The 20,814-nt window shown below is 70.5% G+C and carries 18 protein-coding genes; 12 read left to right on the top strand and 6 right to left on the bottom strand.

The window, feature by feature from the left end:
- Positions 1–256 precede the first annotated feature (256 nt).
- Genes AB0B45_RS05915 through AB0B45_RS05905 form a run of 3 tightly spaced genes read right to left on the bottom strand, consistent with a single transcriptional unit; the run spans position 257 to position 3,082 of the window.
- A complete protein-coding gene (locus AB0B45_RS05915; RefSeq protein ID WP_358125954.1) occupies positions 257–1,495 on the bottom strand; it encodes a bifunctional RNase H/acid phosphatase in 1,239 nt (412 codons plus the stop codon).
- A gap of 43 nt (positions 1,496–1,538) precedes the next feature.
- Entirely contained in the window at positions 1,539–2,279 is a 741-nt protein-coding gene (locus AB0B45_RS05910; RefSeq protein ID WP_358125951.1) for a C4-type zinc ribbon domain-containing protein, read from the bottom strand.
- 2 nt (positions 2,280–2,281) lie between these two features.
- Entirely contained in the window at positions 2,282–3,082 is an 801-nt protein-coding gene (locus AB0B45_RS05905) for a Nif3-like dinuclear metal center hexameric protein (protein ID WP_358125948.1), read from the bottom strand.
- Positions 3,083–3,167: 85 nt separating this feature from the next.
- On the opposite strand from AB0B45_RS05905, the gene AB0B45_RS05900 reads away from it, so the two are divergent.
- The 7 genes from AB0B45_RS05900 (at position 3,168) to AB0B45_RS05870 (ending at position 11,851) form a co-directional block, all read left to right on the top strand.
- Positions 3,168–4,601 carry an NAD(P)/FAD-dependent oxidoreductase gene (locus AB0B45_RS05900; protein WP_358125945.1) on the top strand — a complete coding sequence of 478 codons (1,434 nt, stop codon included), beginning with the start codon at positions 3,168–3,170 and terminating at the stop codon, positions 4,599–4,601.
- Positions 4,598–5,611, top strand: a complete 1,014-nt coding sequence (locus tag AB0B45_RS05895; RefSeq protein ID WP_358125941.1) for a dipeptidase — start codon at positions 4,598–4,600, stop codon at positions 5,609–5,611. The genes AB0B45_RS05900 and AB0B45_RS05895 overlap by 4 nt, the downstream gene beginning before the upstream one ends.
- The gene (locus tag AB0B45_RS05890; RefSeq protein WP_358125938.1) at positions 5,608–6,699 is read left to right on the top strand and encodes a M20/M25/M40 family metallo-hydrolase; all 1,092 of its coding nucleotides are present in this window, start codon (positions 5,608–5,610) and stop codon (positions 6,697–6,699) included. Before AB0B45_RS05895 ends, AB0B45_RS05890 begins: the two co-directional genes overlap by 4 nt.
- 145 nt (positions 6,700–6,844) lie before the next feature.
- Complete coding sequence (locus AB0B45_RS05885) at positions 6,845–7,591, top strand: GNAT family N-acetyltransferase (RefSeq protein WP_358125936.1); 747 nt, start codon at positions 6,845–6,847, stop codon at positions 7,589–7,591.
- Positions 7,592–7,600: 9 nt separating this feature from the next.
- Positions 7,601–9,016, top strand: coding sequence for an Nramp family divalent metal transporter (locus tag AB0B45_RS05880; RefSeq protein WP_358125933.1), 1,416 nt, complete (start codon positions 7,601–7,603; stop codon positions 9,014–9,016).
- Between the two features lie 44 nt (positions 9,017–9,060).
- Positions 9,061–10,884: a zinc-binding dehydrogenase gene (locus AB0B45_RS05875; protein WP_358125930.1), complete on the top strand. Its 1,824-nt coding sequence runs from the start codon at positions 9,061–9,063 to the stop codon at positions 10,882–10,884.
- A gap of 16 nt (positions 10,885–10,900) precedes the next feature.
- Positions 10,901–11,851 carry a YafY family protein gene (locus AB0B45_RS05870; RefSeq protein WP_358125927.1) on the top strand — a complete coding sequence of 317 codons (951 nt, stop codon included), beginning with the start codon at positions 10,901–10,903 and terminating at the stop codon, positions 11,849–11,851.
- 76 nt (positions 11,852–11,927) lie between these two features.
- On the opposite strand, the gene AB0B45_RS05865 is transcribed toward AB0B45_RS05870, so the two are convergent.
- From AB0B45_RS05865 to AB0B45_RS05855, 3 genes are read right to left on the bottom strand one after another with little or no spacing between them, the layout of a single operon-like run.
- On the bottom strand, positions 11,928–13,355 hold the full coding sequence (locus AB0B45_RS05865; protein ID WP_358125924.1) for an AMP-binding protein: 1,428 nt from the start codon (positions 13,353–13,355) through the stop codon (positions 11,928–11,930).
- A complete protein-coding gene (locus AB0B45_RS05860) occupies positions 13,355–14,398 on the bottom strand; it encodes an acyl-CoA dehydrogenase family protein (protein ID WP_358125921.1) in 1,044 nt (347 codons plus the stop codon). The genes AB0B45_RS05865 and AB0B45_RS05860 overlap by 1 nt, the downstream gene beginning before the upstream one ends.
- Entirely contained in the window at positions 14,395–15,525 is a 1,131-nt protein-coding gene (locus AB0B45_RS05855; protein WP_358125918.1) for an acyl-CoA dehydrogenase family protein, read from the bottom strand. Before AB0B45_RS05855 ends, AB0B45_RS05860 begins: the two co-directional genes overlap by 4 nt.
- Positions 15,526–15,673: 148 nt before the next feature.
- Between AB0B45_RS05855 and AB0B45_RS05850 the strand changes: the two genes are divergently transcribed.
- Genes AB0B45_RS05850 through AB0B45_RS05830 form a run of 5 tightly spaced genes read left to right on the top strand, consistent with a single transcriptional unit; the run spans position 15,674 to position 20,803 of the window.
- Positions 15,674–17,017, top strand: a complete 1,344-nt coding sequence (locus AB0B45_RS05850; RefSeq protein WP_358125915.1) for an ATP-binding protein — start codon at positions 15,674–15,676, stop codon at positions 17,015–17,017.
- A gap of 1 nt (position 17,018) precedes the next feature.
- A complete protein-coding gene (locus AB0B45_RS05845) occupies positions 17,019–18,377 on the top strand; it encodes a HAMP domain-containing sensor histidine kinase (RefSeq protein WP_358125911.1) in 1,359 nt (452 codons plus the stop codon).
- A 35-nt stretch (positions 18,378–18,412) separates the two neighbouring features.
- A complete protein-coding gene (locus tag AB0B45_RS05840) occupies positions 18,413–18,994 on the top strand; it encodes a TetR/AcrR family transcriptional regulator (RefSeq protein ID WP_358125908.1) in 582 nt (193 codons plus the stop codon).
- A gap of 28 nt (positions 18,995–19,022) precedes the next feature.
- Positions 19,023–20,000: a diiron oxygenase gene (locus tag AB0B45_RS05835; protein ID WP_358125905.1), complete on the top strand. Its 978-nt coding sequence runs from the start codon at positions 19,023–19,025 to the stop codon at positions 19,998–20,000.
- On the top strand, positions 19,997–20,803 hold the full coding sequence (locus tag AB0B45_RS05830) for an SDR family oxidoreductase (protein WP_358125902.1): 807 nt from the start codon (positions 19,997–19,999) through the stop codon (positions 20,801–20,803). The genes AB0B45_RS05835 and AB0B45_RS05830 overlap by 4 nt, the downstream gene beginning before the upstream one ends.
- The last annotated feature ends 11 nt before the right edge of the window (positions 20,804–20,814 follow it).

Genomic DNA, 20,814 nt, shown 5'->3' with positions numbered 1-20,814 from the left:
CGCGGGGATGTGGTGACTCCTCCGCTCCCTGAAGAGAGCAGCTTCTCGCTTCCCTCGGCTGAGGTCGGCGACGGACAAGCCCTGCCCGTTTCGAACACAGAAACCATCTCAGGGAAGCGATTCCCCTGCCGGGTAAACCCGGCAGTCCCCTCGCTAGATCCGATGGAGCGGTCATCGTCTGAAGGGGACGGTGCCCACGGCCCGGTCGTGCCCGGTGAACCTCGCGGCATCGGGCCCGGCCGGGCCGTGACCGGGGTCAGCGCAGGTGGGAGATGTCGTTGAACGCCTTCACCACGGCGGGACCGTCGGCGTAGAAGTCGATCAGCGACAGGCACGCCAGGTCGAGGTGCATGCGGTACAGGGCCTCGGGTGGCGCGAGCAGCGCGAGCCTGAGCAGCGTCTTGATCGGCGTGACGTGGGAGACGACGAGCACGGTCTTGCCTTCGTAGCGCTCGATCAGCCGGTCCCTGGCCTCCTCGACCCGCCGGGCCACCTCGTCGAAGCTCTCCCCCTGGGGCGGTGAGACGCTGGGGTCGGCCAGCCAGGCGGCCAGCTCGTCCGGCCACTCACGCTGGATCTCCGTGAACGTGCGACCTTCCCAGGCGCCGAAATCGGTCTCCCTGAGGCCTTCGTCCACCTCGACCTCGACGCCGACGAGCCCCGCGACCGCCTCGGCGGTCTGCCGGGCCCGCTTGAGCGGGGAGCTGACGATCACATCGATCCGGTACGGCGGAGCCGCCAGCCTGCGCGCGGCCGCAGCCGCCTGGGCCAGGCCGTTCGCGGTGAGCTCGGCGTCGCCGAGGCCCGAGAAGCGGCGTTCGGCCGACAGCGGGGTCTCGCCGTGACGCAGCAGGAGCAGCGAGGTGGCGACCCTGGTGGCGGGGCCCCAGCCGGTGCCCTTGGTGGCCTGCTGGGTGACCAGCGAGGCGGTCGGGGCCGACAGGTCGAGCAGGTCGGTCTGATCGCCCGCCTTCGGCGCGCGCGCCTTCCGCTCGCCGCCCGGCGGACCGGCCTCGCCGCCGCCCGCCGTGCCCGCCACCGGTACGGCGACGCCGCCCGCCTTCCACGCCAGCCCCTTGGCGGCCGCGTCCATCGCCTCGTTGGCCAGGCGGTCGGCGTGCTTGTTGCGCTCGCGGGGGATCCAGGTCCAGCCGGTGACCCGCAGCCGCCTAGCCAGGGCCTGCGCCTCGATGGCGAGCGGCCTGAGCCCCTCGTTCTTGATCTTCCAGCGGCCGGCCATCTGCTCGATGGCGAGCTTGGAGTCCATGCGGACCTCGACGGAGGCCCCTTCGCCGCCGAGTTCGAGTACCGAGGTGAGCCCCGCGATCAGGCCGCGGTACTCGGCGACGTTGTTGGTGGCCACGCCGATCGCCTCGGCCACCTCGACGAGGACCTGACGGTCGGCGGCGTCCATGACGACGGCCCCGTAGCCGGCTGGACCGGGGTTGCCCCTCGACCCGCCGTCGGCCTCGATGAGGTACGAGGTCGTGCTCATGACTGCTCCTTGATCGCTGAAGGCCGAGGCGGGGGGCCTGGGGTCAGATGCCGGACTCGGGGGTGCGGACGAGGATGCGGCGGCACTCCTCGCAGCGCAGCACCTCGTCGTGGGGCGCGGCCTTGATGCGGTTCATGTCGGCGATCGAGAGCGTCACCTTGCAGCCCATGCACCGGCCGCCGTGCAGCATGGCGGCGCCCACGCCGTACTGGCCGCGCAGCTTCTCGTACAGGGCGAGCAGGTCGGCAGGGATCTCGGTGGCGACGCGCGAGCGGCGGCCCTCGACGTCGGCGGCCTCCTTGTCGATCTCGGCGAGGGCGGCGTCGCGGCGGTCCTCGGCGGCGCCGCGGGTGGCGGCGATCTCGTCGCGCTGGGCGATCAGGTCGGCGGCCTTGGACTCGATGGCCTCACGCCGCTCCATGATCTCCAGCACGACCTCCTCCAGGTCACCCTGGCGGCGGTGCAGCGAGGCGATCTCGGACTGCAGGCTGGACAGGTCCTTCGGCGAGGTGACCATGCCGGAGTCGAGGCGCTTCTGGTCGCGCTCGGCGCGGGTGCGCACGGTGTCGACGTCGCTCTCCGCCTTGGTCTGCTCGCGGGCCAGGTCACCGGCCTCGGTCTCGGCGGCGATCACCTGGGTGGCCAGCTGGGCGAAGCGCTTCGACTGCTCGTCGATCTCGGCCAGCTCGGGCAGCGTGCGACGGCGGTGCGCTAGGCGGTCGGCAGCGGAGTCGAGCTCGGCCAGGTCGAGCAGTCGTTTCTGTTCGGCAGGGGCTGCTTTCATGATCAATATCCTCTTGTCCAAGCATCGGTGACCGTGGCGGAGACGCGCGTCTCAACGTTAACGCCACTGGAGCTCAGGATGGACGCCGCGCTGTCGAGCCATGGCCACTCGGTGGCCCAGTGGGCGGCGTCGACCAGGGCGGGGCCGCCTGCCTCGACGAACTCGCTTGCGGGGTGATGGCGCAGGTCGGCGGTGAGGAAGACGTCGACTTCGGCGGCGCGTGCCGTACCGAGGAGGGAGTCTCCCGAGCCGCCGCTGACGGCCACCCGCTTGACGGGCCTGGACGGGTCGCCCGCGACGCGCAGGCCCCACGAGGTCGTGGGCAGCCCCGCGAGGGCCTGCTCGGCGAACTCACCGAGCGTCATCGTGCGGGACAGGTCGCCGACGCGGCCGAGGCCGCGCCACGGGTCGTCGGCGAACGGCTGCAGCGGCACCAGGTCGCCGGCCAGGCCGACGGCGCGGGCCAGCGCGTCGGAGACGCCGGGGTTGGCGACGTCGGCGTTGGTGTGGGCGGTGTAGAGGGCGACGTCGTTGCGGATCAGGTCGTGGATCAGCCGCCCCTTGTAGGTGGTCGCGGCGACGCTGGTGGTGCCGCGCAGGTAGAGGGGGTGGTGGACGACGATCAGGTCGGCTCCCCAGTCGAGCGCCTCCTCCGCGACGACGGGCACGGGATCGACGGCGAACAGCACCCGCCGCACGGACTGGGCGGGATCTCCGCAGACCAGGCCGACCGCGTCCCACGACTCGGCCCTTTCCGGCGGATAGGCGGCCTCGAACAGGTTGATCACGTCTGCCAGCGTCACCTGCGCAGACTACCGGTTCAGCCACCTCGACACGTGAACGAGCGCCGCCTACCGTAAGTGGATCCTGACATCTGTGGAGGGGCGCATGAGGGTCGCGATCATCGGTGCGGGGTTCGGCGGTCTGTGCATGGCGATCAGGCTGGAACGCGCGGGGATCGGCTCCTACACGGTCTACGAGAAGGCGGGCGAGCTCGGCGGCACCTGGCGCGACAACAGCTATCCGGGAGCGGGCTGCGACATTCCCTCCCACCTGTATTCGTATTCCTTCGAGAAGTACGCGAGCTGGACCCGCCGCTATCCCGAACAGCCGGAAATTCTCGCCTATCTCGACATGTGCGCCGACAAATACCGCGTCAGGTCGAAGATCCGGCTCAATACCGAGGTCGTCTCCGCCGCCTTCGACGGCCGCCACTGGCAGGTCACCACCGGCGAGGGAAGCGAGGAGTTCGACGTCGTGGTGTCGTGCGTCGGGCAACTGAACCGCCCCTCATATCCCGAAATTTCGGGAATTGATGGCTTTGGGGGCGTGGCCTTCCACAGCGCCCGATGGAACCACGACCACGATCTGACCGGCCACCGCGTGGCGGTGATCGGCAACGGCTCGTCCGCCGCGCAGTTCATCCCTCGCATCCAGCCGCTGGTCGGCCACCTCGACGTCTTCCAGCGCACCCCCAACTGGGTCATCCCCAAGCCGGACGCCACCTTCGGCCCCAGGACCACGCTCGCCTTCCGCCTGGTTCCCGGTCTCCAGCGCGCCTACCGCGAGTGGATCTACCGGTACGCCGAGGGCACCCTCTACCCCGCCCTCGCCCAGGGCTGGAGCGCCGGCCTGCTGGAGAAGCGGGCGCTCGGCCACCTGCACGCCCAGGTCGCCGATCAGGACCTGCGCGCGAAGCTCACCCCCGCCTTCCCCGTCGGCTGCAAGAGGGTGATCATCGACAGCTCGTTCTACCCCGCCCTCACCCGGCCCAACGTCGACGTCGTCACCGACCCGATCACCAGGATCACCCCGAAGGGCGTGGAGACCATCGAGGGGGTGCGCGAGGCCGACACGATCATCTACGCCACCGGCTTCAGGTCCACCGAGTTCCTGCAGCCGATCACGTTCACCGGGCTGGGCGGGATCTCGCTCGCCGAGCAGTGGAAGGACGGCGCCGAGGCCTATCTCGGCATCGCGGTGCCGAACTTCCCCAACCTGTTCCTGCTCTACGGCCCGAACACCAACCTCGGCCACAACTCCATCGTCTTCATGATCGAATGTCAGGTGCGGCACGTCATGGCGTGCCTGCCGTACGTGGAGAGGAACGGGCCCATGGAGGTCAGGCCCGAGGCCATGGCGGCCTGGCGCAGGCAACTGGCCGCCGCGATGGAGCGGATGGTGTGGAACAACGGCTGCCGGAGCTGGTACAAGACCGCCGAGGGTCGGGTCACCAACAACTGGCCGGGGCCCACGACGCTGTATCGCAGGCTCACCGCCCTCCCGCCGCTGCCCGCCTACCGGATAACGTCTTCGGCATGACGTCGCATGTGGTGGCTGACACGCACAACGATCTGCTGATGGCGGTCTCGGCGAGACCGCCGGACCGGTGGGCGGAGTTCTTCCGCGCCCAATGGCTGCCGCAGCTGCGGACCGGCAAGGTGAACCTGCAGGTGCTGCCGGTGTTCATCTCGTCGGAGTACCGTCCGGAGGGCTCGCTCAGGCAGACGCTGCGGATGATCGAGTGCGCGCACGTGATCGCCGAGGGCAACCCGGACGAGGTGGCGCTGTGCACCGACGCCGCGCAGATCGACGCGGCCGTCGACGCCGGCAGGATCGCGCTGGTGCTGGCGATGGAGAGCATGCCCGGCATCGACGCCAGCGTGGAGCTGATCCCGACCGTGCACAGGCTCGGCGTGCGGATCGCCTCGATCGCCCACTGGGGCCGCACACCGCTGGCCGACGGCAGCGGCGAGGACGCCACGGGCAGCGGGCTCACCTCCCACGGCGTCGAGGCGCTGAAGGAGATGGAACGGCTGGGCATCCTGTTCGACGTCTCCCACCTGGGCGCCTCGGGCGTGGCGCACGTGCTCGAGCTGGCGACCAAGCCGGTCATGGCCACGCACTCGTCCGCGCGCGCCCTGCGCGACCACCACCGCAACCTCACCGACGAGCAGCTCAGGGGCGTGGCCGGGACCGGGGGCGTGATCGGCGTCAACTTCCTGGCCGCCTTCCTCACCGAGAACGCCCGCGAGGCCACGCTCGACCATGTGCTCGACCACATCGAGCACATCGCGGGCGTCGCCGGGATCGACCACGTCGGCCTCGGGCCCGACTTCATGGACGAGGTCAGGCGCGACCTCACTCCCCCGTGCTGCGAGAACGTCACCTCCACGGGTCTCGACGTCGGGGCCTCCGTACCCGGACTGGAAGGGCCCAGCGGCCTGCCGCTGGTCACCGAGGGGCTGCTGGCGCGCGGGCTGCCCGAGGCGGACGTCCACAAGATCGTCGGCGGCAACGTGCACCGCCTGTTCGGAAAGGCCCTGGCGTGATCGACGATCTCGAGGAACTGGTCAGCTGCGAATCCTTCTCCAGCGATCTGGAGGCGGTGGCGCGCAGCGCGAAGGTGGTCGCCGCGATGGGCGCCCGCCACCTGGGCGCGCAACCGGAGACGATCGTCGTCGACGGCGTCGCGCACCTGCGGTGGAGCTTCGGCACGCCCAAGGTGCTGCTGCTCGGCCACCACGACACCGTCTGGCCGATGGGGACGCTGGCCACCCACCCGTGGTCGGTCGTCGACGGGATCGCGCGCGGGCCGGGTGTCTTCGACATGAAGTCGGGGCTGGTGCAGATGTTCCACGCGCTGGCCGGGCTCGGCTCACTCGACGGCGTCTGCGTGCTGGTCACCGGCGACGAGGAGGTCGGCTCGGTCACGTCGCGCGCCCTGATCGAGGACTCCGCCCGCGGCCTGGCGGCCACGTTCGTGCTGGAGGCCAGCGCGGACGGCGGTGCGCTCAAGACCGCGCGCAAGGGCACCTCCGACTACACGGTCACGGTGTACGGCAAGGCGGCGCACGCCGGGCTCGAACCGTGGAACGGGGCCAACGCCGGGATCGAGCTCGCCCACCAGATCCTCACGATCGCCGGGGTGGCCGAACTCGTCGACTCGGGTGAGCCGGTCACGGGGACGACGGTCACGCCGACGGTGCTGGCCGGAGGGACGACGGTGAACACGGTGCCCGCCCTCGCACGCGTCGGCGTGGACGTGCGGGTGCCGACGCTGACCGCCCAGGCGAGGGTGGACACGCTCATGCGGGCGCTGTCACCGCAGGTGAAGGGGACGCGGCTGGAGGTGAGCGGCGGTCCGAACCGGCCGCCGATGGAGGCGGCGCTGTCGGCGGAGCTGTTCGCCGTGGCGGTGCGGCTGGCCGAGGAGCTGGGGCTCGGGGCGCTGACGTCGGCGTCGGTGGGCGGGGCCTCGGACGGCAACTTCACCGCGGGGCTCGGCGTGCCGACGCTGGACGGGCTCGGCGGGGTGGGCGGCGGCGCGCACGCCGACCACGAGCACGTGGTCGTGGCGGAGATGCCGGGGCGGACGCGGCTGTTGCGGGCCCTGGTGGCCGCGGTGCTGGCCTCCTGACCCCGCCCCACCCGGGACACGATGGCGCGGCCGGTCGGACGCGGTCCGGCCGCCCTTCCCCCGAAAGACCTCCCCGGACCCCGCGCCTCGGCGAATCCGCCGCCGCACGGGTGTGGTGCGCGTGGGCTCGGATAGATTTCCAGAGGTGAGGAGAGCCCGGGTGGTGGTGCGCGAGCTGCGCCGCATCGACGAGTTCGCCGAGGTGTTCAGGCTGTTCGACGAGATCTGGCACCCCGAACCCGCCAACCCTCCTGTCACCGTCGAGCTGATGCGGGTCTTCTCCCACACAGGAAGCTACGTCGCGGGCGCCTACGAGGGCGGCACACTGGTCGGCGCGTCGGTGGGCATTCTCGCCGAGGGCAACACCCTGCACTCCCACGTCACGGGCGCCGCGCCGGGCAGGGGCATCGGCCACGCGCTCAAGACGCACCAGCGCGCCTGGTGCGCCGAACGCGGCATCGACCGCATCACCTGGACCTTCGACCCGCTCGTGCGCCGCAACGCCTACTTCAACCTCGCCAAGCTCGGCGCGCGCCCCATCGAGTACGTGGAGAGCTTCTACGGCGCCATGGCGGACGCGATCAACGAGGGCGACGAGTCGGACCGGCTGGTGGTCGAGTGGCTGGTGAAGGAGCAGGAGGCACCGGGCGGGCCGTACCAGGGCGTGGTGGTGCTGGAGGAGGAGGACCGCCTCCCGGTCAGGGGCCAGGTGAAGGGGCCCGTGGCGCTGGTCGGCACGCCCGCCGACATCGAGGCGCTGCGCCGCGACGACCCGTCGGCGGCGAAAGCGTGGCGGCTCGCGACGCGAGAGGTGCTGGGAGGGCTGATGGCGGACGGCGGGCGGATCACGGGTTTTACCAGGAATGGTGAATATGTGGTGTTGATCGGGTAGAGAGCAGCTGTGTTCACGCCTACCGTGCCGGAGCGTGTCCTACCTCCGGTCACTGTCAGGGATCTGCCGGACCCGCCCACCTCGAGGTGGCGGCTCATCGGGCCGGGGCTCGTCGGTGCGGGAGTGGGGCTCGCTTCCGGCGAGTTCATCCTCTGGCCCTACATCGCCTCGCAGGTCGGCCTGGTCTTCATCTGGGGCGCGCTGATCGGCATCATCACGCAGTGGTTCCTCAACATGGAGATCGAGCGGTACACGCTGGCCACGGGCGAGACCGCGCTGACCGGCTTCAGCCGGTTCTGGAAGCACTGGGGCGCCGTCTTCGTCGTCATGACGCTGCTGTCGAACCTGTGGCCCGGCTGGGTGACGACCTCCGCGACGATGGTCACCTACCTGACGGGCGGCAGCGTCCGCTTCATCGCGATCGGCATGCTCCTGGTGATCGCGCTCGGGCTGACGCTGGCACCGGTCATCTACACCATGCTGGAGCGCGTGATCTTCGTCAAGATCGCGCTGGTGGTCACGCTGATCGTGGTGGCCGTGCTGTTCGCGATCAACGCGGACGCGTGGGTGGCGTTGGGCAGGGGTCTCACGGTGGGCGCGCGCCTGCCGGTTCCGCCGCTGGAGTTCGCGCTGCTGATGGGCGCCATCGCCTACGCGGGCGCGGGCGGCGGGCAGAACCTGTGCCAGAGCAACTGGATCCGCGACAAGGGCCTGGGCATGGGCCACTACGTGCCCCGCCTGGTCAGCCCGGTCACCGGCCACGAGGAGGCCGCCTCGTCGACCGGCTTCCAGTTCGCGCCGACGAAGGAGAACCTCGCGAGGTGGCGGGCCTGGTGGCGCTTCGCGAACGTGGAGCAGGCCTCGACGTTCGCGGTGGTGTCGTTCGTGACGATCGCGCTGATGTCGATGCTGGCCTACTCCACGGTCTTCGGTAAGGCGGGGCTGGCCAACAGCATCGGCTTCCTCAAGGTGGAGGGCGAGGCGCTGTCGGCCACGGTCGGCGCGTGGTTCGGCGTGCTGTTCTGGGTGATCGGCGCGCTGTCGCTGTTCGCCTCGGCGATGGGCATCGTCGACTACACCAGCAGGCTCGCCTCCGACGTGCTCAAGACGGTCTACCTGCGCGACCGGCCGGTCTCGATCAACAGGGTCTACTTCCTCGTCGTCTGGGCGATGACGCTGGTCGGGATCGCGGTCCTGCTGGCGGGCTTCGACCAGCCGCTGATCCTGCTGGTGCTCTCGGCGTGCTTCGCCGCGGGGATGATGTTCGTGTACTCGATCCTGCTGATCGTCCTCAACAGGCGGGCGCTGCCGGGGCCGATCAAGGTGCGTACCTACCGGCTTGCGGCACTGGTCTGGTCGATTGCCTTCTTCGGGTCGCTGACCGTGCTGACGCTCATCCAGCAGGCCCAGAAGCTCTTCGGTTAGCCGAGCTTGACCTGAAGCGAACTTGAGGTCCGATACTCCTCGGCATGAAGGTTATCGAGGTCACCAGGTTCGGCGGTCCAGACGTTCTGCGGGCGCGCGAGGTCCACGACCCGGTCGCGCGACCTGGGCAGGTCGTTGTTGGGGTGGCCGCGGCCGACGTCCTTTCGGTGGAGGCGCAGCTGCGCGCCGGTTGGGGCAGGGAGTGGTTCGGTGCCGAGCCGCCGTTCGTGCCAGGCACCGGGGTGGCGGGGCACGTGCTGTCGGTCGGCGAGGGCGTGGATCCCTCGTGGCGGGGGCGCAGGGTGGCCGCGATGGTCGGCGGCGGGTACGCCGAGCAGGCGCTGGCCGAGGTGGAGGCGCTGGTGCCCGTGCCCGACGCGCTGCCGCTGCGCGACGCGGCCGCGCTGCTGCAGGTGGGCCCTGCCGCGCTCAGCCTCATCGACGCCGCGGAGCTGAAGCCAGGCGCCAGGGTGCTGGTCACCGGCGCGGGCGGCGGGCTCGGCCTGATGCTGGTGGAGCTGGCCGCGGCGGCGGGCGCCGAGGTCACGGCCATGGCGTCCAGTACGGCCAAGCGGCGGCGAGCCGAGCTCGTCGGCGCGGCTCACACCGAGCAGGCGCCGCGCACCGAGCAGGCCGGGCAGGGCCGGTTCGACGTGGTCTTCGACGGTGTCGGCGGCGAGCAGGGCGCGCGGGCGTTCGAGCTGACCGCGCCCGGCGGCAGGTTCTTCGCCTACGGCGTCATGGCGGGCGGCCCCGCCTCCTTCGACGCGGCCGAGGCGGACAGGCGCGGGATCACCGTCAGGGGCATGGAGCAGGTCCAGTTCACGCCGGAGGAGTTCACGCTCCTCGCCGAGCGGACCTTCAACGCCGGGATCACGCCGACGATCGGGCTGGCCGTACCCCTGGACAGGGCGGCGGACGCGCACGCCGCGATCGAGGGGCGAGCGCTGGTGGGCAAGGCGGTCCTCCTGGCCACCTCGCGCGCCGTCCGCTACCGCGAGTACGGCGAGGCTGACGTGCTCACCGTCGACGAGGTGACCATCCCCGCGCCGGGACCCGGCCAGGTCAGGATCGCGGTGAAGGCCGCCGCGGTGAACGCCCTCGACTGGAAGTTCCGCAAGGGGTACATGGTCGTCCCGCTGGAGGGCCCGGCCGGCACGGGGATCGAGGTCTCCGGCACGATCGACGCGCTCGGCGAGGACGTGGCGGGCTGGCGGGTGGGGCAGCCGGTGTTCGGCAGGGTCCCGACCGGCGGCCTGGCCGACCACGTGCTCGCCGACCCGGCCGAGCTGCTCGCCAAGCCGGACCATCTCACCTACGAGGAGGCCGCGGCGCTGCCCGTGGCGGCGGAGACCGCCGCCAGGACGCTGGCCGAGCTCGGCGTCGAGCCCGGCCGGCTGCTGATCCACGCGGTGGCGGGCGGCGTCGGCCTGGTCGCCGCGCAGCTGGCCCGAGCGAGGGGCGTCGAGGTCGTCGGCACGGCAGGCGAGAGCCACCACGCGTTCCTGCGCGACCTCGGCGTCACCCCCGTCACCTACGGCGAAGGGTGGGCGGACAGGGTCGGCCCGGTGGACGCGGTGCTGGACGCGTCCGGCAGGGGCGTGCTCGCCGACTCGGTGCGGCTGACCGGCGACGCGGACAAGGTCGTCACGATCGCCGACCCGGCCGCGGGCGAGTTCGGGGTGCGCTTCTCCACGGGCGGCACCGATCCCGCACCGGTCAGGGACGTGGTGGAGTCGGGGAGCGTGCGCATGCCGATCGCCCGCGTCTTCCCGCTGGAGAGCGCGGCCGACGCCCACCGGCTGAGCGAGGAAGGCCACCTCCTCGGCAAGATCGTGGTGATTACGGAAGCGGTCGTTCCGCGTTAGGCGGCACACTGGGTTCATGCTGGAAACCTCGGCCCGCCTGCTCAAGCTGCTCTCGCTGCTCCAGGCGCACAGGGAGTGGTCAGGCCCGGAGCTGGCCGCCCGCCTGGGCGTGACGACCCGGACGGTGCGCAACGACATGGAGCGCCTGCGCACCCTCGGCTACCCGGTGCACGCCACACCGGGCGTGGCGGGCGGCTACCGTCTCGGGGCGGGCGCCGCACTGCCTCCGCTGCTGCTCGACGACGAGGAGGCGGTCGCGGTGGCGGTCGGCCTGGGCAGGGCGGCCGGCGGCGGCGTGGCGGGCATCGAGGAGAGCTCGGTGCGAGCGCTGGCCAAGCTGGAGCAGGTGCTGCCGGCCAAGCTGCGGCGCAGGGTGGGCGCGCTCAACGCCTACACCGTGCAGATCCCCGGCGCGGCGCCCTCGGTGCCGCCCGAGGTGCTGACCACGGTCGCCAACGCCGCGCGCGACCACGAGCGGCTGCGCTTCGACTACACCGGTCATGACGGCACCGCCAGCAGGCGTGACGCCGAGCCGTACCGGCTGGTGCACCGGCGCGGCCGTTGGTACCTGCTGGCGTGGGACGTCGAGCGGCGCGACTGGCGGACGTTCAGGGTCGACAGGATCACCGTCCGCACCCCGAACGGCCCCCGGTTCACCCCACGGGAGCTGCCCTTCGACGTGGCCGAGCACGTGGAGCGCGGCCTCAACACCGCGATGTGGCGTTACCGGGCGAAGCTGCTGGTGCACGCGTCCGCCGAGCGGATGCGCGGCCTGCCGACCGGGATGGAGTTCGAGCCCGTCGACGAGCACACCTCGATCGCGCACGTCGGCGGCGACGACCTCACCGGTATCGCGGTGTGGATCGGCCTGCTCGGCGTCGACTTCGAGGTCATCGAGCCGCCGGAGCTGGCCGACGCGGTCCGCGAGCTGTCGGAGCGCTATCGCAGGGCGGTCAGCGAGCGGTAGGCGGCCGGTCAGCGTGAGACCAGGCCCGAGTCGTAACCCGTCCGCCCCTCGGCCGTGGAGCACGTCGAGCGCGTGATCACTCGAGGGTCGCCAGATACTCCTCCCGCACCTTCGAGCGCGACAGCTTCCCCGTCGGCGTCCGTGGCAGTTCCGCGCGGAACTCGATGACCTTCGGGTGCTTGAACCTGGCGATCCTCGGCTCCAGGTGGGCCAGCAGCTCCTCCTCCGTGACCTCCGCGTGCGGCTGCACCAGCGCCACCACGTTGTGACCCCATTCCTCGTCCGGCACGCCGATGACCACGGTGTCGGCGACCGCCGGATGTTCGAGCAGGGCGGCCTCGATCTCGGCAGGATAGATGTTGACCCCGCCCGAGATGATCAGGTCGGTGCGCCTGTCGCACAGGAACAGGAAGCCGTCCTTGTCGAGGAAGCCGATGTCGCCGGGGGTGTACCACTCGCCGCGCATGCTGGAGGCGGTCTTGGCGGGGTCCTTGCGGTACTCGAAGGTGCCGAGGCCCGACTTGACGTAGATCATGCCGGGCTCGCCCTGGGGCAGCTCCCTGCCCTGCTCGTCGAGGATCTTCGCCTCGAAGGTGGGCGCGGGCCTGCCGACCGTGCCCGGCCTGGCCAGCCAGTCGTGCGGCTTGACGGAGAAGGCGATGGTCGACTCGGTCGAACCGTAGTACTCGTAGAGCACCGGGCCCCACCAGTCCATGATCGCCTTCTTGACCGCGACAGGGCAGGCCGCGGCGGTGTGGATCACCTGCTGGAGCGAGGACAGGTCGTACCTCTTCCTGACCTCCTCCGGTAGGAGCAGCATCCGGTGGAACATGGTGGGCACCATCATCGCGTTGGTGACCCGGTGCCTGTCGATCAGCTCCAGGATCGGCTCGGGCTCGAAGCGCGGCGCGATGACCAGCGTGTGCCCGAGATGCAGCGCGAACTGCGTGTGCGCGCACGGCGCCGAGTGATACATCGGCGAGGTGACCAGGTGCACGCCCTCGCCCGCCTTGAGGTCGACGACCTCGCCGAGGAACCACGCGTACAGCGGCAGGATGGCCTCGGGCTCGGCTCCCGGCAGCGGGCGCTGCACGCCCTTGGGAAAGCCCGTGGTGCCCGAGGTGTACCACATGACCGCGCCGGCGGTACGGCCCTCGGGATCGGTGGACGGCCGGCCCTCGGCCAGCGCGGCCACGTCCTCGGCTCCTCTGACGACGACCTTCGCGTCGCAGTCGCCGACGATGTAGTCGATCTCGGCCGTGGTGAGGTGCCAGTTGATCGGCACGAAGTAGAGGCCGATCTGCCCGGTCGCCATGAGCATGACGACCTGCTCGACGCCGTTGCGCAGCACCGCCGCCACCACGTCGCCGGTGCCGAGGCCTCTGGCGCGCAGGCCGTTGGCGACCTGGTTGACGCGGGCGAGCAACTCGCCGTAGGTGGTCCTCGGCTCGACCACGGCCAGGCGTTCGGGATCGGACTTGGCTATCTCGTAGAACCCGTTCATCACAGCTCCAGCAGGTCGGCCAGCCGCTCTCGGTGCGTGCGGGGCGGGCCGAGCAGGACCTCGTCGGTCTTGGCCCGCTTGTAGTAGAGGTGCGCGTCGTGCTCCCAGGTGAACCCGATGCCGCCGTGCAGGAGCAGGTGGTCGCGGGCCACCTCGAAGCAGGCCCTGCCGATGTAGGCCTGCGCGAGGGCGGCGGCCTGCGGCAGCTCGCCGGGCGACTCGTCGGCGGCCCACGCGGCGTAGCGGACGATGGACTCGGCCTGTTCGAGCTTGCAGTGCATGTCGGCGAGCTTGTGCTTGACGCCCTGGTAGGAGCCGATGTAGCGGCCGAAGGCGACGCGGATCTTGGCGTAGCCGACGATGGCGTCGAGGCAGGCCCGCATGACGCCCAGCTGCTCGGCGGCGAGGGCGACGGAGAACAGGGTCCACGCCGACTCCAGCGCGACGGCGTCGGGTGGCGAGCCGAGCACCCTGCCCCTGACGCCCGTGAGCACGACCTCGGCCATGCTCCTGGTCTCGTCGAGCGCGGCCAGCGGGCGGCGGGTGACGCCCTGGTCGGTCAGGTCGATCGCGACCAGCGCGACGCCGTCGCGGCGGGTGACGGGCGCGAGCAGCACGTCGGCCTCGGCCGCGTTGAGCACCTGCGGCAGCCTGCCCTCCACGAGCGCCTCGCCGTCCCGGGAGGCGGCCAGGGAGCTGCCGCCGGCCAGCGGCGCGACCGTGGCCGTGACGCGTCCCTCGGCGACAGCGGTGAGCAGTTCCTTGTCGGGCAGGCGGGTCAGCGTGATCGCGGCCAGCGCGTTGGCGAGGAAGGGGCCAGGCAGCAGCGCCGCGCCCGCCTCCTCCAGCACGACGGCGAGCTCGGTCATGCCCGCGCCCGTTCCGCCGTATTCCTCGGGGATGATCAGCCCGGACAGGCCGAGCTCCCCGTTGAGCCGGGCGTGGACGGCGGGTGAGTGGCCCTCGCGCGGCGAGACGGTCTCCATGAAGGATCTGACGGTGGCGCGCAGCTCCCGCTGCTCCTCGCCGAGTACGAGCTTCACCCCTGCGTCCCCACCTTCAGGTCCTTGAACGGCACGGTCTTGTCCACTCTCGGCTCGGGCGGCAGGTTGAGCACACGCTCGCCGACGATGTTGCGCATGATCTCGTTCGTGCCGCCGCCCAGCGCCATGGCGGGGGCCAGGGAGATGGCGTGGCAGAGCCGCTCGTCCACCACGGCCTCGGGGCCGACGAGTGACGTGGCCACGTCGGCCTGGAAGAGCGTGAGCTCGGCCAGCAGCAGCTTGGCCGCGCTCCCCCTCGCGCCGGGGAAGATGCCCGCCCTGGTCTCCTGGGCGAGGCGCTGGTTGAACAGCGACAGCGCGCGGGTGCGGATGTGCAGCTCGACGAGCTGGTCGCGGACGTAGGGGTCGCTGGTGTCCACGACCTGGCGCAGCTCGGCCATCCAGTCGACGCCGCCCCCCATGCCGACGCCCGCGGAGATCGACAGCCGCTCGTGCAGCAGCGTCGTCACCGCCACGCTCCAGCCGTCGTTGACCTCGCCGACCCGATGGGAGTCGGGGATCGTCACGTCGTCGAAGAAGACCTCGTTGAAGTGGGCGCGCCCGGTCATGTCCTTGAGCGGCCTGACGGTGACGCCGGGGTGGTGCATGTCGACGACGAACATCGTCAGGCCCTTGTGCTTGGGCACCTCGACGTCGGTCCTGGTCAGCAGCAGGCCCCAGTCGGCGATCTGGGCGACGGAGGTCCACACCTTCTGCCCGTTGACGACCCAGCTGTCACCGTCGCGTACGGCACGCGTCTGCAGGCTGGCCACGTCGCTGCCCGCGCCGGGCTCGGAGAACAGCTGGCACCAGACCTCCTCGCCACGCAGCAGAGGTCTGATGAACCGCTCGCGCTGGGCGTCGCTGCCCCTGTCGAGGAGCGTGGGCCCGCACATGCCGAGGCCGATGGAGAAGATGTAGGTCGGCAGCGTGTAGACGCGGGCCTCGGCGCCGAACGCCCGCTCCTCCGCCTGGGTGAGGCCCTGGCCTCCCCACCGCTCGGGCCAGGTGATGCCCGAGTATCCGGCGTCGTAGAGCCTGGCCATGAACTCTCTGGCGTCGTCGGTGCGGCCGGCGTTCTCGGCCAGCCAGGTCCTGGCGGCGCTCCGATACTCGTCAAGGTTCACATCGTCTCCTCGGTATCAGTGCTCACTTACTCTAACCAGCCGTCCTTTCCCCGCCTAGTGCAGAGATTTGTCCGGATTTATGAATGAATCTCCGTTAATTAGAGCCAAGGGCACCTAGTGTGATCATCTGATTACGGGGGGAGAGTCGTTGATCGCACGATACGCGCGTTCGGTGCGCGCACGGCTGACGCTGATAGCGACGGTCGGCGTGGCCGCACTCTGTTTCGCGGTCAACGGCCTGCTCCTGCTGGGCATCCACGGCGCCGCGGTCGAGTACAGGACCGAGGAGGTCGTCAACGCCGCCACGCGCGTGGTCCACATGATCAAAAGGGGCGACCTGCCTTCCGTCGTGGTCACGGACGTCGAGGGCGTCCAGGTGCTCAACACCGACAGCGAGGTGGTGTCCTCCACCGCCAACCTCACGGGCCGGCCTCGGCTGCTCACCTTCATGCCCGACGAGGACAACACCATCCGCACGCAGGAGGTGTGCGGGCTGGTGGACTTCGAGAGCCCCTGCCAGATCGTCGCCGTCTTCAGGGTCTACGACCAGGAGGGCGACTGGATGGTGTACGCCTTCGGCGACCCCGTCCCCTGGTACGTCCACCCGTGGGCGCTGACGTTCCTGATCGGGATATCGCTCGCGCTGATCGCGCTGACCTGGTGGGGCACCTCGCGCACGGTGGAGAGGACGCTCGCGCCCGTCGAGGCGATCAGACAGAAACTGGACGAGATCACCGCCACGGACCTCGGCCAGCGGGTGCCGGTGCCGCCCAACCCCGACGAGCTGCACGCCCTGGCCAGGACCGCCAACAGGACGCTCGACCGGCTGGAGGCGGCGGTGGAGCAGCAGCGCAGGTTCGCCTCCGACGCCTCCCACGACCTGCGCAGCCCCATCACCGCGATGCGGGCGCAGGTGGAGGAGGCGCTGCTGCACCCCGACGACGCCGAATGGGAGCAGACCGGGCACGCGCTGCTGGCCAGCCTCGACCGGCTGCAGGCGATCGTGACGGACCTGCTCACGCTGGCCCGGCTGGACGCGCACGAGCCGCAGGCCTGCGAGACCGTGGACCTCGCCCAGCTGGTGGCCGCCGAGCTGGAGGGGCGGACGCGCAGCAAGGAGGTCAAGCTGGACCTGCGCCCCGACGTGGTCGTGGAGGGCGACAAGGTCAGGCTCGCCCGGCTGCTCACCAACCTGCTCGACAACGCCGAGCGGCATGCCGAGAGCGCGCTCGCCGTCTCGGTCTACAACGAGGGCTCCGACGCGGTGCTCGAGGTGCTGGACGACGGCGCGGGCATCTCGCCCGACCAGCGGGAGTTCGTCTTCCGCCGCTTCACCAGGCTCGACGCCTCCCGCAACCGCGACGCGGGAGGAACAGGACTCGGCCTGGCCATCGCCCGCGAGATCGCCCAATCCCACGAAGGGTCGCTGGGCCTGGCCGACTCCACCTCGGGGGCGCGCTTCGTGCTGCGGCTACCGTCGAAGGAGAGCTGAGATGCTCACCGCGTGGTCTGTACAGCGCCGGCTTTCGCTCATCACCGGGGTCACCGCCCTGGCGGGATGCCTCGCCGCCGCGGTGGTGATCACCCTGCTGACCCACCTGGTCCTGATGGAGTACAGGACCGAGCAGGCCGCGGCTGCCAGCCGCAGGGTGGCGTTCAACGTGGAGGCCGCCGCGCCGGGGCAGCTGAAGCCGCTGACCCCCACCGAAGAGGTCGACCTGATCCAGGTGGCCGACGATCAGGGCAAGGTCCGCCAGGCCAGCGCCCGCCTGCTGGGCAAGCCGCTGCTCCTCAACATGACCGCCATGGGCGAGGACGGCAGGCTGGACGCGACGGTGTGCACGGACCAGGTGCCTGGCGAGCACTGCCTGCTCACCGTGGCCTACCGGGCCAAGGTGGGGGACGGCTACTGGATGGTCAACTCCTACTTCCCGGTCCTCCCCTGGTACATCCACCCCCTCTACCTGCTGGGGACCGCGCTGGTCATCCTGCTGCTGACCGCCATGGCCGCCGCGGGCGCGTGGTTCACCGTGCGCAGGGCGCTCGCTCCGGTGAAGATGATCAAGGACGAGCTGGTCGAGATCACCTCCACCGACCTGGGCCGCAGGGTCCCGCCCACGCGCCACGACGACGAGATCTCCGACCTGGCCGAGACCGTCAACCAGACGCTCGACCGGTTGGAGGCGGCGGTGGAGCAGCAGCGCAGGTTCGCCTCCGACGCCTCCCACGACCTGCGCAGCCCCCTGACCGCGATGCGGGCGCAGGTCGAGGAGGCCATCCTGTACCCCGACGACACCAACTGGGTTCACACCAGCAAGGCGCTGCTGTCCAGCATCGACAGGCTGCAGGCGATCGTGACCGACCTGCTCACGCTGTCGAAGCTCGACTCGGGCGCGCCGGGCGCGAAGGAGCCCGTGGACCTGGGCGCGCTGGCGGCCGAGGAACTGGACCGACGGCCGAAGGACAAGGAGATCGTCCGCAGCCTGGAGCACGACGTGGTGGTGACGGGCGACCGGCTACGGCTGGCCAGGTTGCTCACCAATCTGCTGGACAACGCCGAGCGCCATGCGGAGCAGAGCATCAAGGTCTCGGTCTGTACGGCGGGCTCCGACGCGGTGCTCGAGGTCCTGGACGACGGCGCCGGCATCGAGCCCGACCAGCGCGAGGTCGTCTTCCGCCGCTTCACCAGGCTCGACGCCTCCCGCAACCGCGACGCCGGCGGCACCGGACTCGGCCTGCCGATCGCCAGGGAGATCGCCAGGGCCCACGGCGGCACGCTCAAGATCGTCGACTCCGACTCAGGCGCCCGCTTTGTCCTACATCTTCCTCTACGCAACGGTTACCACGGGTAATACAGTTCTCCCCTGTGACACGTGGTTTCAGCCGATTGCGGCGAGAAGACTTACTCAAGACCGCCTGCGAGGTCATCGCATCGCAGGGATTCGGGCACACCAGGACGCTCGACATCGCGCGGGCCGCCGGCGTCAGCCAGGCGTTGCTCTTCTACCACTTCGAGACGAAGGACCAGCTGTTCGCCCAGGCCTTCGCCTACGCGGCCAGACGCGACCTGGACTCTCTCACCACGTTGGAGCGCTCCCGCGGCACCGCTGTCGAGCGGCTGCGCGACCTGCTCAAGCTCTACTCCCCCACGGGCTCGGCCAAGATGTGGCGCGTCTGGATCGACGCGTGGGCCGAGTCGATGCGCAGCGCCGACCTGGAGGAGACCTCGCGGCGGCTGGACCTGCGGTGGAAGGAGTCCTTCCGGGCGATCGTGGAGGAGGGCGTGGCCTCGGGCGCGTTCGTCTGCGCCGATCCCGAGGCCGCCACGTGGCGGATCCTCTCCCTCGTGGACGGGCTCGCCGTACAGGTGACCGTGCACCGCAAGGTGCTGTCCCGGCGCAGGGTCGCCGAGCTGGTGCGTACGGCCGCGGCCGCCGAACTGGGCATCACGGCGGAGGACCTTTCGTAGTTATTAGATTCTTCGTACAATTGCGTGCATGACAGCTGCACCGGGCTCAACCGCCGCCAGGGAACGCGACGAGTCGGTCGCGGAGAAGCGCGCATACGAGGCGGTCATCGAACGCCTGTCGAAGGCGTCGGTCGACAAGCACTGGGAGCCGTACGTCGACATCCCATGGGACGACCCCGACTTCCTCATCGACCCCGCCGACCTCCGGTGGGAACTGCCGCCGGTCGACAAGCTCGGCCGGCACCCCTGGTACCGGAGCCGCTCGCCGGAGACCAGGGCGCGGATCGGCCTGTGGCGAGTGGCCACCGCCATGAAGATCGGCCTGCAGTTCGAGAACCTGCTCAAGCGCGGGCTGCTCAACTACGCCTACCGGCTGCCCAACGGCTCGCCCGAGTTCCGCTACGTCTACCACGAGACGATCGAAGAGGGACATCACGGGATGATGTTCCAGGAGTTCGTCAACCGCACGAAGCTCCCGATCCGCGGCATGCCGGGGCCGCTCTCGCTGCTGGCCCAGGTGGCGCCGTGGATCCCGCTGATCTCCACCGAGCTGTTCTTCGTCTTCGTGCTCGGCGGCGAGGACCCGATCGACCACGTGCAGCGCAAGGTGCTGAAGGACGGCTACAAGCATCACCCGCTCGAAGAGACCATCATGCGCATCCACATCGCCGAGGAGGCCAGGCACATCTCCTTCGCGCGCCACTACCTGCGCCGGCGCGTGCCGCGCATGCCCCGCTACCGCCGCTTCGCCCTCGGGGTGATCTCGCCGATCATCCTCGGGTTCATGGCCAGGATCATGCTGTCGCCTCCCGGGCCGATGATCCGCGCGTTCAAGATCCCGCCCCAGGTGGTGGAGGAGGTCTACACGGTCAACGAGGAGTTCAAGACGGAGATCCGCGACTCGGTCGGCAAGACCCGCGACCTCTGCACCGAGCTGGGTCTGGTCAACCCGCTCACCAGGCGCATCTGGAAGGTCATGGGCATCTGGGCGGAGCCGCGCCGGTGAGGACGGCCTCACCGAAGACGGCGTTCGTCACCGGCGGCGCCTCGGGCATCGGCAGGGCGCTGGCCCTGGCGCTCAGCGCGAAGGGCGTCGCCGTCACCGTCGCCGACCTGGTCTCCCCCGAGCTGCCCTCCGTGGAGTACGCCGAGGTCGACGTCACCTCCCCCGGCGCCGTCAGCGCCGCGATCCACGAGGTCAGGCGGCGGCACGGCCGGCTCGACCTCGTCTTCAACAACGCGGGGATCGCCGTTGGCGGTCACACGGAGGAGCTCACGCTCGACCACTGGAACGCGACGATCGACGTCAACCTGCGCGGGGTGGTGCACGGCGTGCACGCCGCCTACCCGATCATGCTCGAGCAGGGCTTCGGCCACATCGTCAACACCGCCTCGCTGGCCGGGCTCGTGCCCGCGCCGCTCATGCTTCCCTACACGACGACCAAGCACGCCGTCGTCGGCCTGTCGATGGCCCTGCGCGCCGAGGCCGCCGCGCACGGGATCAGGGTGAGCGTGGTGTGCCCTGGATTCACCGACACGCCACTGCTGGACAACGCCAACCCCGGCCTGCCGTACACGGAGACGGGTGCGCGGGCGCGCAGCGCGGCGGTCAGGGCGCAGGGACGGCTGTATCCGGTGGAGTCGCTGGCCGCCGACATCATGCGCGGCGTAGCCCGCAACCAGGCGATCATCGTCGCACCGGCCTCGGGCAGGCTGGCCTGGCGCGGCGCCCGGCTCTCGCCCACCGGCGCGATCAGGGCGGCGGCGCTGGCCATCAGGCGCGTTTCACCCTCCACAAAACGGACATAACTCACATATCG

The sequence above is a fragment of the Nonomuraea sp. NPDC049152 genome (genome assembly GCF_040648355.1).
GTDB lineage: Bacteria > Actinomycetota > Actinomycetes > Streptosporangiales > Streptosporangiaceae > Nonomuraea.
Note: the sequence above shows the minus strand (reverse complement) of the source record. Positions and strands in the feature narration are given on the sequence as shown.